We start from the raw sequence: 13,158 nt of genomic DNA, 5'->3' as shown, positions 1-13,158 counted from the left end.
AGTTGGGATTAAGCTGTACGTTTTCCCCAACGGTGACTGCGATGCCCTCGTCGAACGCAAGCGCGAAGCTCATCGTCGTTACCGTGCTCGTCGGTCTGGGCGCGGGTCTCGGCGGCATGTCGCTGGCGCTCTTGCTGCATCTGATCCAGCACGTCGCGTTCGGCTACAGCCTCGATGCGTTCACCAGCGGCGAAAGCTTTCTCGAAGGCATATCGGCTGCGTCGCCCGCGCGGCGCTTCATCGTGCTGACGCTTTGCGGTGTCGTCGCGGGCGTCGGCTGGTGGTGCGTGCATCGCTTCGGCAAACCGCTCGTCAGCATCGCGAAGGCCGTCAAGGCCGACGATCCGCGCATGCCGCCCGGCAGCACGATCGCGCATGCGCTCCTGCAGATCTTCACGGTCGCGATGGGCTCGCCGCTCGGCCGCGAAGTCGCGCCGCGTGAAATCGGCGCGTTATGGTCCGGCTGGCTCGCGCACTACGCGGGACTCACGCCCGCGCAATCGCGCATCATGGTCGCGTGCGGCGCAGGCGCGGGGCTTGCCGCCGTCTATAACGTGCCGCTCGGCGGCGCCGTGTTCGTGCTGGAAGTGCTGCTCTGCACGTTCGATGGCGCGATCATCGCGGCGGCGTTCGTGACGTCGTCGATCGCGGCAATGGTCGCGTGGATCGGGCTCGGCGACGGGCATCAGTACCATCTGCCAGACTTCACGCTGAACGCGCAACTGCTCGCGTGGGCCGTTGTCATGGCGCCGGTTTTCGGGGCGGCCGCGCGTCTTTTCGCGAAGCTCACGAGCGCCGCACGCGAAAACGCGCCACGCGGCAAGACGTTGCCTGTGCTGACGATCGCGAATTTCGCGCTAGTCGGCGCGCTGGTCATGTATTACCCGCAGCTCGCGGGAAACGGCAAAGGTCCGGCCGGTCTTTCCTTCGAAGATCACGTGAGCTTCGCGCTCGCGGGCGTGCTGCTCGTCCTGAAGGTAACGATCGAAGTGAGCTCGCTGCGCGCGGGCGCGCAAGGCGGCCTGCTCACGCCGGGCCTCACCAACGGCGCGCTGCTCGCCATCGTGCTCGGCAGTCTGTGGAACGGCATCTGGCCGGGCACGCCGCTCGGCGCGTTCGCGGTCATCGGCGCGGGTGCGTTTCTCGGCGCGGCGATGCAGATGCCGCTGACCGCGCTCGTGCTGATGCTCGAATTCACGCGTTTCGATCACGACTTCCTGATTCCGTCGGCGATTGCGATAGCGGGCGCGACGCTCACCTATCGCTGGCTCGCGCAACGTTCGCCCGCGCCTTCGGCCGCGCCGCAGCAAACGTTGCGAGGTCTCTCCGACTGATCGTCCGAACATCGCGTTTGCACGACCGATGCTTCCGGCGCAACCGGCGAACCCATCGCCTGAAAGAGCGCGGCGGTATCGCTCAGACGCGCGCTGCTCGCGCGGATCGTCGCAAGCCGCGCGTTGAGATACTGCTGCTCGCTGCCGCGCGCCGCGCGAGGCGGGATCGCGCCGAGACGCACGCGCGCAGCCGCATCCGCCGATGCATCGCGTGCCGCGTTGCTCGCGCGATCCGCGAAGGCGAGCGTTTCGCTGTCGGTTTCGAGCGACGCCAGCGTGTTCGCGACGTTCTGAAACGCCGCGAGCACGGTCTGCTTGTACTGCGCGACGGCGGCCTCATACGTGGCGATGGCCGCGCGCCGTTGCGCGAGCAGCGCGCCGCCATGAAAGATCGGCTGCGACAGGGATGCGCCCACGCTCCACAACGCGCCCGCGCCCGAGAGCGCGGTCGGCCAGTCGAAGCCGCCTTTGCCCATCGATGCCGATATCGACAAGCTCGGAAACAACTGCGCCGTTGCGACGCCGACTTGCGCCGCCGACGCCTTCAACGCCGAATCGGCGGCCTGGATATCGGGGCGCGTCTGCAGCAATTCCGACGGCAGCACGACCGGCACATCGGACGGCACGGCGAGGCTCGCGAGATCGAGATCGTCGGGCGCCTGATCGGGCGTGCGTCCGAGCAGGACGGCGAGCGCGTGGCGGGTCGCAAGCCATTGCGCGCGCAAGCCCGGCAATTGCGATGCGAGCGACGCCGCGTTCTGCTGTGCGGCGAGCATGTCGGCGCGCGATGCGGAGCCGAGCGCGTAGCGGCGTTCGGCATCGTGCGCGTCGTCGTTGGCTAGCGCGACGAGACGCGTCGTCACGTCGATCTGCGCATGCAACGCGGCCGCGCCGATCGCACCCGTCACGATGTTCGCAGCAAGCGCACGGCGCGCGGCATCGAGTTCAAAGGCCTGTTGGTCGACCTGCGCGGCAAGCGATGCATTCGCATAGCGCGCCGCGCCGAAGAGATCGAACGTGTATTGCGCCTGAATCTGCCCGACGAAGAAGTTGTAGAGCACGGTCGGCGGGCCGCCCTGCGGAATGCCGAAGCCGCGTTGCCGCGTCGCTTGTCCGCCCGCATCGATCTGCGGCAACAGCGACGAACCCACTTGCGCGCGCAACTGTTCGCGCGCCGCGACGAGGCTCTTGTCGGCTGCCGCGAGATTCGGGCTCGCGCGCAAGCCTTCATCGACGAGTGCATTCAGCGTATCCGACCGATAGCGCTTCCACCATTCGGGCACGGGCTTCGCGCCCACATCGAAACGTTGTGACGCGCCTTCTGCGCTCACGCTCGCCTGCACTTGCGTTTCGGCGCCGTAATGCGCGGGCTGCGGCATCGCGGGGGGCTTGCCATCGGGGCCGAGCGCGCACGCATTCAACGCGACGCACGCGCAAGTCATCAATAGCCGGCGATTCATGACGATGCTCCTTCGCGTTCGTCGAGCTTCACGCGAAACCACGCGGCATAGAGCGCGGGCAGATAGAAAAGCGTGAGCACGGTCGCGCTCGTGATGCCGCCCATGAGCGCGGTGGCCATCGGGCCGAAGAAGTTGCTGCGCAGAAGCGGAATCAGCGCGAGCACGGCGGCGGCTGCGGTCAGCGTGATAGGGCGGAAGCGCCGCACCGTCGCGCCGATGATCGCATCGAATCGCTTGTGCCCCGACGCGATGTCCTGCTCGATCTGATCGACGAGAATCACCGAGTTGCGCATGATTATGCCGAACATCGCTATGACGCCGAGCATCGCGACGAAGCCGAACGGCTTGCCGAATGCGAGCAGCGTGACGACCACGCCGATGAGTCCGAGCGGCGCGGTGAGCACGACCATCATCACGCGCGAGAAGCTCTGCAATTGAATCATCAGCAGCGTGAGCACCACGATCACCATCACCGGCATCTGCGCGTTGATCGACGCCTGACCCTTGCCGCTTTCCTCCACCGATCCGCCCACTTCCACGCGATAACCCACGGGCAACGCGCGGCGAATCTCGTCGAGCTTCTCGTCGATGGCGTGCGTCACGTCGATGCCTTGCGCGTCGCCCTTCACATCCGATTGCACGGTGATGGTCGGCTGGCGGTCGCGTTCCCAGATCACGCCGTATTCGAGCGTATCGACGACGCGGCCGAGCGCCCCCAGCGGCACCGGTCCGTGCGGCGTCGGCATCGCGATCGTCGCGAGCCGCGAAGGATCCACACGCTCGGCGCGCGGCGCGCGCAAGTCGACGCTGATGAGCTTGTCGCGCTCGCGATACTGCGTGACGGTCGTGCCGGTCAGCGTCATCGCGAGAAAGCTCGATATGTCCTGCGACGTGACGCCCGCATCGCGCGCCTTCTGTTGATCGATCTCGAAGCGCACCGAGCGCTCCGATGGCTCGTCCCAGTCGAACTGCACATTCGTCGTGCGGGAGTCGGCGCGCATGTCGGCGGCTACTTGTTCCGCGATATGACGCACCGTGCCGATATCGTCGCCGCTCACGCGAAACTGCACCGGATAGCCGACAGGCGGACCATTCTCCAGACGCGACAGGCGCGTACGCACGGCGGGGAAGCGCTCGCGCAACATCGGATCGAGCCAGCGCGCGAGCTGCTCGCGCGCTTCGACCGACTTCGCGGTGACGACGAACTGCGCGAAGTTGGGCGTCGGCAATTGCTGATCGAGCGGCAGATAAAAACGCGGCGCGCCGGTGCCGACGAAGCTCACCACATGATCGATTTCATCGCGGCCCTTCAACGCTTCTTCGAGACGCTTCGCTTCGCGCAAGGTCGCTTCGAACGATGCGCCTTCCTGCAATCTCACGTCGATCAGAAGTTCGGGTCGATCCGAGCTCGGGAAGAACTGCTGCGGCACGAGCGTGAAGCCGGCCATCGCGATGACGAAGAGCACGACCGTGACTGCGAGCACGACGAAGCGCCGCTTCACGCACCAGCCGACCCATCGGCGCAGGCGCCCGTAGAACTTCGTGTCGTAGATATCGTGTTCGTGATCGTCGGGCAGATGCGCTTCTTTCTTGCGCTCGGGAAGCAGCTTGTAGCCGAGCAGCGGAATCAGCACGACCGCCGCGAGCCACGATGCGATCAACGCGATCGCCGATACTTCGAAGATCGAACGCGTGTACTCGCCGGTACTCGACTTCGCGAGCGCGATCGGCAGAAAGCCCGCGACGGTGACGAGCGTGCCGGTCAGCATGGGAAACGCCGTGCTCGTGTAGGCGAACGCGGCGGCGCGCGTGCGGTTCCAGCCTTGTTCGAGCTTCACGGCCATCATCTCGACGGCGATGATCGCGTCGTCGACGAGCAGACCCAATGCGAGAATCAGCGTGCCGAGCGAAACCTTGTGCAAGCCGATATCGAAGAAATACATGAAGAGCGCGGTGACGGCGAGCACGATGGGAATCGAGATCACGACGACCATGCCCGTTCGCACGCCGAGCGATACGAGGCTCACGATCAGCACGATGATGACCGCTTCGGCGACCGCTTCGAGAAAGTCGTCGACGGAATGCGAGACCGCTCGCGGCATGCTCGACACCTCCGTCAGCTTCAAACCCGCGGGTAGTTGCGCACGCAACTTGATCATCGTTTCATCGAGCGATTTGCCGAGACGCACGACGTCTTCGCCCGGCTGCATCGTGATGCCGATGCCGAGCACGGGCACGCCCGCCGAACGCATCTGCGTGACGGGCGGATCGATGTAGCCGCGCTTGACCGTCGCGATATCGCCGAGCCGGAACGAACGCCCGTTCACGTTGATGAGCGTATCGGCGAGCGCGTCCACGCTCTTGAACTGGCCGCTCGGACGCACGAATACGCGATCGTTCGGCGTGGTCAGCACGCCCGCGCTCGACACGGCGTTCTGTCCGTCGATGGCCTGCGCGATCTGCTGCGGCGAGATGTTCAGACGCGTGAGCGTCGTATTGGGGATCTCGACATAGATGCGCTCTTCCTGATCGCTGAAGTAATCGACTTTCGCGACGCCCGGCACGCGCAACAGAACCGTGCGCAGCGAATCGGCGTAATCGTGCAGTTGCGCGGGCGAGAAGCCGTCGCCTTCGAGCGCGTAGATGTTGGTGTAGACATCGCCGAACTCGTCGTTGAAGAAAGGGCCTTGGGTGCCGGGCGGCAAGGTCGCGGCGATATCGCCCACTTTCTTGCGGATCTGATACCACTCCTCGGGCACGTCTTTCGCGGGCGCGGAATCTTTCATCTGAAAGAAGATCAGCGATTCGCCGGGACGCGAATAGCTGCGCATGAAATCCGTGTAGGGCGTTTCCTGCAGCTTGCGCGCGATGCGGTCGGTCACTTCCTCCTGCACCTGTCGCGCGGTCGCGCCGGGCCAGAACGTGCGGATCACCATCACGCGGAACGTGAAAGGCGGGTCTTCCGACTGCGCGAGCCGCGTGTACGCGAGGATGCCGAAGATCGTCGCCATCGCGATGAGAAACACGACGAGCGCGCGATGCCGCAGCGCCCACGCGGAGAGATTGAAGCGGCCTTCTTCGTGGCGATAGGCGTCGTTGTCTTCGCGTGTATCGCTCATGACGCGAAGTCCTCGGGATGCAGCGGCGCGACGACGCGCACTTTCTCGCCCGCGGACACCGTATGCACGCCTTGCCACACGATGCGCTCGCCCGCCGCGATGCCGCCCGCGAGCGTCACCGTGCGCTCGCCATAGCGCGCGACTTCGACGCGCCGCAGTTCGAGCGCATCGCCCGGTTGCTTCACGATCCACACGGCGGGATGGCCGTTGTCGTGAAAGAGCGCCGTCGATGGAATCGTGAACGCGCCTTTCGCGTCGCTGGCTGCCGCGAACGCGATGTCCGCCGTCATGCCGAGCCGCACATCGGGCGTCGGCGCTTCGAGCGTGAGCTTCGCGCGCCAGGTGCGGCTTTGCGTGTCGGCGGCGGGCGACAGTTCGCGCACGCGCGCCTTGAAGGTCTTGCCGGGCAGTGCCGCGAGCTTCACGTTCGCTTCGCGTCCGACGGCGAACGCGGCGAGCGCGGCTTCGGGCACGTCGCAGATCACGTCGATATCGCCGCTCCATGCAAGCGTATAAACGGCCTGGCCTGCCGTGACGTTCTGGCCGGTGTCGGCTTGCTCTGCGGTGATGACGCCCGCGTGATCGGCGGCGAGCGTCGCGTAGCGCAGTTGATCGGCGGAGAGCCCCGCTTGCTGCTGCGCCTGATTGCGCTGCGCGAGCGCCGACGCATACGCGTTCTGCGTCTGTTCGAGCTGCGCGGGCGCGATGAGATTTTCGGCGGCCTGCGCGCGATCGCGATCGAGTTGCTGCTTTGCATAGACGAGCTGATGCTCGGCCGCATCGAGCTGCGCGCGGGCGCTGGCGCTGTTCTTCTCGGCATCGGCGGGATCGAGCCGGGCGACGACTTGCTCCGCCTTCACGCTATCGCCGAGGCGCACGCGCCGTTCGAGAATCTTGCCGTTGATGCGAAACGAGAGCGGCGTCGAATAACGCGATTGCACCTGACCGGGCAGGCTCGACGCGGTCGCGTGGCCGTCGGCTTGTGCCGCGACGGCGACGACCGGACGCGGTGCGGGCGCAGGCGCTTCATGCCGCTTGCAGGCGACGAGCGCAACACAGACGATCGGGACGAATGCCGCGCGCGCCACGACCGACGCGGGTGAGTGCAAGAGCTTCACAGGAACCTCGGCGCCCGCAAGGGCATGGTGCCGCGCGCCGCGAAGACGTGACGCGCCGCTCGTGGGCAAAGCAGGGGAAATGGGTTGTCCGGGGCTGTCCGGCAGCAATTTCGAGAAACGAGCCTGAATGGGGCGGATTGATGCATCGACCTGAAAGCCCCGTCCGGCAAGGGTTTCGACGACCCGGACGCAGATACGAAGTGAATTCTAATACACACTTGTATCTGAATGCAAAGACGGATTCGTAAGCCCTGCGGTGCTACACTGCGCGCATGAAACCAGTCCGTCTCACCCGCGAGCAGAGCCGTGACCAGACGCGCCAGCGTCTGCTCGACGCTGCGCAAGCGGTTTTCACGAAGAAAGGATTCGGCGCATCGAGCGTCGAAGATGTAGCCGCCGACGCGGGCTACACGCGCGGTGCGTTCTATTCGAACTTTTCTAGCAAGGCCGAGTTGCTGCTCGAAGTGCTCAAGCGCGATCACGACACGATCATGCAGCGCCTCTCCACGATTTTCGAAGATGGCGAGGCGTCGCGCGCCGACATGGAAGCGCGCGTGCTGCAGTACTACAGCGAGTGCTATCAGAACAACGCGTGCTTTCTTCTGTGGGTCGAAGCGAAGCTGCACGCGAGCCGCGACGCGAGGTTCCGCGCGAGCTTCAATGCGCTGATGCGCGAACTGCGTCAGACCACGACCGATTACATCCGCGCTTTTTCCGAACGCGTGGGCACGCCGCTCACCATGCCGCCCGAACAGATGGCGCTCGGCCTCATCGCGCTGTGCGACGGCGTGCAGTTCTTCTATTCGTCGGACCCGCAGTCGGTGCCGGCGCAATTCGCCGAGGACGTCCTCGCGCAATTCTTCCGGCGTGTCGTGCTGAGCGGCGCCGCCGAATAGGACAGCCTGATGGCACGCCTGAATTCGATACGCTAATCTTTGCGCGAGAGCCGTTCGCGATCTCGCGCAACGGCGATGATCCTGGAGGGCGACTCCATGAGCGCATTCACGCGGCGCATCGATGCGAGGCGTGTCCTGATGGCACTCGGTGTCTTGATCGGATGTGCGTGCGTGTTTCCGGCGATGGCCGCGCCGCTGACCGGTGCGATGCAGAAGTTCATCGCGCCGCAGACGCCCGCCGATGCGACCGCGGCGTCCGCGCCGTCGTCCGCGAGTCAGGCCGAAATGGTGCGTTCGCTGAACAGCCTCATCGGCACGCTCGACAACGACGCGCAACGCAGCGCGCTCGTCACGCAATTGAAAGCGTTACGCGATGCGACTCAGAGCGCCGCGCCCGCCACGCCCGCGCCCGCCAATGCCGATCTTCTTGGCGCGATCGCATCGGGCATTGCATCGGTCGAAACGAATCTCAGCGAAGGGCTCACGCCGATGCGTTTTTGGACCGCGCGCGGCAGTGCGGCCGCGGGCGAATTGCAGGCCGTCGTCACGGGCGCGAAAGGCGAATCGTTCGGCAGGATCGTCAGCGGCATGGGCGCGACGCTCGCGGGATGGGGCCTGTGCGCGTTCTTGCTGATCCGCGTGCAGCGGCGCATCTTCGCGCGCTATGGCCGCGACGTCGCGCTCGCGCCGAATCCGACATCGACGCAATTGCTCGCGTTCGCGCTGCGTCAGACGGGGCCGTGGGTCGTCGCGTTCATCGCGGTGCTGCTCTTCGTGCGCGCGATGCCCGATGCGCTAGGCCGCACGCTCGGGCTCGTCATTGCTTATGCGATTGTCGCGGGCTCGATCTTCTCTGCCATCTGCATGATCGTGTTTTCGGTGTTCAGCACGGCGCATCGGCGCGTGGCCGTGCAGCAACTGCTGACGCGCACGCTCTGGCCGCTCTTTGCGATCGGCGCATGCGGCGCGCTCGGCGATGCCACCGCCAACGCCGATGTCACGCGGCAGCTCGGCCCCAATCTCGCGGGCATCATCTCGACCTTCGCGGGGCTCGCCGCCGCGTTGCTGTGCGGCTATTTCGCGCTCGCTTACCGGCGGCCCGTGACGCATCTGATCCGCAATCGGCCGTATGCGCGCAGGCGCGATCATCAGTTCGCGACGGAAGCGCTCGATATCCTCGCGTCGCTATGGCATATCCCGATACTGCTGATCGCGGTGGCATCGGTGGTCGCGATCATCGACGGGCGCGGCGCGGAAGGCGACGTGCTGCGGCCGTCGTTATTGAGCGCGGCGCTGCTCGTGCTTACGCTGTTCGCGTCCGCGCTGCTGCTGCATTTGACGCGCCGGCGCGACACGCGCGCGCAGCGCCGCGCGCCGCATCTCACGCGCCTGTTGCGCTTCGGATGCACGCTGATCGTATTGTTGATCTGGCTGGCTTATCTGCGCTTCGAGCTCGAGCTATGGAGCGGACCGATCGCGCGGCTCATCAGGCACAGCGCGATGACGCCCGGCTTCAGGCACGCGCTGATCGCGGTCGTCGCGACGGTGTTCGGCGCGTGGTTCATCTGGATCGTGCTCGATACCGTGATACTCGAAGCGCTCGGCCAGAACAGTTCGCGCAACAAGGCGCTGAGTCCCGGCGTGCGCGCCCGCACGATGTTGCCGCTCGTGCGCAATGGCATCTTCGTGACGGTCGCGAGCCTCGCGGCCATCGTCGCGTGCGCGAGTCTCGGCATCAACCTGACGCCGCTGCTCGCGGGCGCCGGCGTGATCGGCCTGGCGGTCGGCTTCGGCGCGAAATCGCTCGTCACCGATCTGATCACGGGGCTGTTCATCATCGTCGAGGAGACGATTTCGGTCGGCGACTGGATCGACATAGACGGCGGACACGCGGGCACCGTGATGGACCTGACGATCCGCACGGTGCGCCTGCGCGACGGACAAGGCGCGGTTCACACGATTCCGTTTTCGCAGATCAAGATCGTGAAGAACCTGTCGCGCGATTTCGCGAATGCCGTGTTCGAAGTGCGCGTGCCGTTCTCGGCGAAGCTCGACGACATCACGCGCATGATCAACGAAGTGGGCGCCGACATGATGGCCGACTTTCGCTTTCGCAACGAAATAATCGGGCCGGTCGAAGTGTGGGGACTCGATCGCTTCGAGTCGAACTGCATCGTCGTGAAAGGGCAGATCAAGACGAAACCGCTCCAGCAATGGAGCGTCGCGCGCGCCTTCAATGCGAGGCTCAAACTCAAGATGGATGAAGCGGGCATCGAGATGATGTTGCCGCAGATGCACATCCAGACATCGAAGGAGAGCGACGAACGCTCGCAGGCTCAGACCCGGCATGCAGCGGATGGCGCCGTGCAGCCGGAACTTCGCGTGCTCAAGGAATCTCCGTGATTCAGAAGGGCCATACCCAGTCGGCGATTTCCGGCTTGTCGGTGCCGTGCGTATGCGCGTAATCGAGGTGACGGATGATCGCGTTCTTCATGTCCTCCCTCAAGTGCGCGGTCCTTGCCTGGAGGCGCGGCACGCGATCGAGCACATCGATGACGAGATTGAAACGATCGACCTGATTGAGTATCGCCAGTTCGAGCGGCGTGTTGATGTTGCCTTTTTCCTTATAGCCGCGAACGTGCAGATTCTCGTGATTGTGAAAGCGATAAGCGAGCTTGTGAATCAGCCACGGATAACCGTGGAAGTTGAAGATCACAGGCTTGTCGAGCGTGAAGAGGCTATCGAATTCACGCGCGCTCGATCCGTGCGGATGCTCGGTGTCGGGCTGCATCTTGAAGAGATCGACTACGTTCACGAAGCGCAATTTCAATTCGGGCAACTGCTCGCGCAGGATCGCCGCGGCGGCTAGCGCTTCTTGCGTCGCGACATCGCCGCAAGAGGCGAGCACGACGTCGGGCTCCTCGCCTTCATCGGTGCTCGCGCGCCGCCATATGCCGATGCCTTTGGCGCAATGAACGATCGCCTCGTCGATGGTCGCGAATTGCAGATGCTTCTGCTTGTCCGCGACGATGATGTTGATGCAGTCGGTCGAGCGCAGACATTGATCGGCCACGACGAGCAGTGTGTTGGCATCGGGCGGCAGATACACGCGCGTGACCGAAGGGCTCTTGTTCGTGACGAGATCGATGAAGCCCGGGTCCTGATGCGAGAAGCCGTTGTGATCCTGCCGCCATACCGTCGATGAAAGCAGAATCGTTTCCGACGAAACCGATGCGCGCCAGGGCACATGGTTCTTGCAGATGTCGAGCCACTTCGCATGTTGATTGAACATCGAATCGATGACATGCGCGAACGCTTCGTACGTGTGGAAGAAACCGTGCCGCCCTGAAAGCAGATAACCTTCGAGCCAGCCGAGCAATGTGTGCTCGGAAAGCATTTCCATCACGCGGCCGTCGCGGGACAACTCCCCGCCGTCTTCGTCTTCGGGCAGAAGGTCGGCCATCCAGACTTTCTTGCTGACTTCATAGATCGCCTGAAGCCGATTCGAGGCCGTTTCATCGGGGCCGAACACGCGGAACCGGTCCATGTTGCAGCGCATGACGTCGCGCAGGAATGCGCCGAGCGGACGGGTATTTTCGTGCAGGAGCTTGCCGGCCTGACCGACATCGACGGCATAGTCGCGGAAATCGGGCAGCTTGAGTTCCTTGCGCAACGTGCCGCCATTCGCATGCGGATTCGCGCTCATGCGCCGTGTGCCAACGGGCGCTATCGATCTGATCTCTTCACGCAGGCGGCCGGTTTCATCGAAGAGTTCTTCGGGCTTATAGCTTTGCATCCAGCGTTCGAGCACGGCGAGATTTGCGGGATTGTTATGCACGTCGGAGAACGGCACCTGATGGGCGCGCCATGAACCTTCGACCTTATGTCCGTTGATTTCCTTCGGACCGGTCCAGCCTTTCGGCGTGCGCAGAACGATCATCGGCCAGCGCGGCCGTTTCACATGGCCATCGTTGCGCGCCTTGTCCCAGATCGCGCGGATGTCGGCGGTCGCGGCATCGAGCGTTTCCGCCATCTTCTTATGCATCTCGTTGTGATCCGATCCCTCGACGAAATAAGGCCGATAACCATAACCGACGAACAAGGCCTCCAGCTCGTCATGACCGATGCGCGCGAGGATCGTCGGATTCGCGATCTTATAGCCGTTGAGATTGAGGATCGGCAGCACCCCGCCATCGCGCGCGGGATTGATGAACTTGTTCGAGTGCCACGCCGTTGCGAGCGGACCGGTTTCCGCTTCGCCGTCGCCGACGACGCACGCGACGATCAACTCCGGATTGTCCAGTGCCGCGCCATAAGCGTGCGAAAGGCTATAGCCGAGTTCGCCGCCTTCATGGATCGATCCCGGCGTTTCGGGCGTCACATGCGAGCCGATATGCCCCGGAAAGGAAAACTGCTTGAAGAACTTCTGCATGCCTTCGGCATCTTCGCTCTTGTCCGGATAGACCTCCGAATACGTGCCTTCGAGATACGCGGGACCGAGCACGCCGGGCGCGCCGTGACCGGGGCCGGCCATGAAGATCACGTCGATGTCGTCGCGCCTGATGACGCGGTTCAGATGCGCCCATACGAACGACAGTGCGGGACTCGCGCCCCAGTGCCCGAGCAGCCGGTGTTTGACGTGTTCGGCCTTCAGCGGTTCGCGTAGCAGCGGGTTATCGGCGAGAAAGATCATGCCTGCCGAAAGATAATTGCACGCGCGCCACCACGCATCGACGAGGCGAAGTTCATCGCCTTCGAGAGCAGAAGAATGCGACGCGCCATTTCTGGAGTGCTTGCTCATCACGAGGTCTCCTTTCATTGAACGTTCATCGGCGATTGCGGGAATGCGATAGACAGGAAACAACCTGTCCCGCACATCAATACTTGATATTGCGTGCTGCCTGTCGTCCCTGTTGCTTCGTGTCGCGTTTGTCGTGACGGCAACTCGCGTTCGATTGCTGATTCGCCGCGCGGCAATCCTGTTTCGTATGGCGTGCGTGCTGTCGCGTGTCCTGGCGGACGTCGCGTCCCGCGCGGCGTTGTTGTGCCTGTTCCGTTGCGAAAGAGGCATTCGGTATGGCGCAGACGAGTATTGCAGTGGACAAGGCAATGAGTCGGAGCTTGCGCGCAAACATGATGTGGTCTCCGGAAGATGCGTGAACGGAGTCGATCCGCTCTTCAAGATAGATGCTGCGCGCAGAGTTGTGAAACCCGTCATGCAATTCGAGAAT

Annotated in this window: 8 protein-coding genes; 3 read left to right on the top strand and 5 right to left on the bottom strand. The window is 64.0% G+C overall.

All coding sequences use genetic code 11. The features are described 5' to 3' along the window. The first annotated feature begins 41 nt into the window (after positions 1-41). Positions 42-1,334 carry a chloride channel protein gene (locus tag NCS67_RS18570; RefSeq protein ID WP_250436065.1) on the top strand — a complete coding sequence of 431 codons (1,293 nt, stop codon included), beginning with the start codon at positions 42-44 and terminating at the stop codon, positions 1,332-1,334. On the opposite strand, the gene NCS67_RS18565 is transcribed toward NCS67_RS18570, so the two are convergent. Genes NCS67_RS18565 through NCS67_RS18555 form a run of 3 tightly spaced genes read right to left on the bottom strand, consistent with a single transcriptional unit; the run spans position 1,259 to position 7,031 of the window. Further along, positions 1,259-2,794 carry an efflux transporter outer membrane subunit gene (locus NCS67_RS18565; RefSeq protein WP_250436064.1) on the bottom strand — a complete coding sequence of 512 codons (1,536 nt, stop codon included), beginning with the start codon at positions 2,792-2,794 and terminating at the stop codon, positions 1,259-1,261. The genes NCS67_RS18570 and NCS67_RS18565 overlap by 76 nt on opposite strands. Next, complete coding sequence (locus tag NCS67_RS18560) at positions 2,791-5,913, bottom strand: efflux RND transporter permease subunit (protein ID WP_250436063.1); 3,123 nt, start codon at positions 5,911-5,913, stop codon at positions 2,791-2,793. Before NCS67_RS18560 ends, NCS67_RS18565 begins: the two co-directional genes overlap by 4 nt. After that, complete coding sequence (locus NCS67_RS18555) at positions 5,910-7,031, bottom strand: efflux RND transporter periplasmic adaptor subunit (RefSeq protein ID WP_250436062.1); 1,122 nt, start codon at positions 7,029-7,031, stop codon at positions 5,910-5,912. The genes NCS67_RS18560 and NCS67_RS18555 overlap by 4 nt, the downstream gene beginning before the upstream one ends. Before the next feature lie 272 nt (positions 7,032-7,303). On the opposite strand from NCS67_RS18555, the gene NCS67_RS18550 reads away from it, so the two are divergent. Then, positions 7,304-7,927 (top strand): TetR/AcrR family transcriptional regulator, encoded by a 624-nt coding sequence (locus tag NCS67_RS18550; RefSeq protein ID WP_008352853.1) that lies wholly within the window; start codon positions 7,304-7,306, stop codon positions 7,925-7,927. Positions 7,928-8,023: 96 nt separating this feature from the next. After that, positions 8,024-10,330 (top strand): mechanosensitive ion channel family protein, encoded by a 2,307-nt coding sequence (locus NCS67_RS18545; protein WP_250436060.1) that lies wholly within the window; start codon positions 8,024-8,026, stop codon positions 10,328-10,330. A gap of 1 nt (position 10,331) precedes the next feature. Here the strand turns inward: NCS67_RS18545 and NCS67_RS18540 are convergent, their stop codons facing one another. Further along, the gene (locus NCS67_RS18540) at positions 10,332-12,728 is read right to left on the bottom strand and encodes a phosphoketolase family protein (RefSeq protein WP_250436058.1); all 2,397 of its coding nucleotides are present in this window, start codon (positions 12,726-12,728) and stop codon (positions 10,332-10,334) included. Between the two features lie 76 nt (positions 12,729-12,804). Then, positions 12,805-13,062 (bottom strand): hypothetical protein, encoded by a 258-nt coding sequence (locus tag NCS67_RS18535; RefSeq protein WP_033536715.1) that lies wholly within the window; start codon positions 13,060-13,062, stop codon positions 12,805-12,807. Between the last annotated feature and the right edge of the window lie 96 nt (positions 13,063-13,158).

This window comes from Caballeronia sp. ATUFL_F2_KS9A (assembly GCF_023630765.1).
GTDB classification, from domain to species: domain Bacteria; phylum Pseudomonadota; class Gammaproteobacteria; order Burkholderiales; family Burkholderiaceae; genus Caballeronia; species Caballeronia zhejiangensis.
Note: the sequence above shows the minus strand (reverse complement) of the source record. Positions and strands in the feature narration are given on the sequence as shown.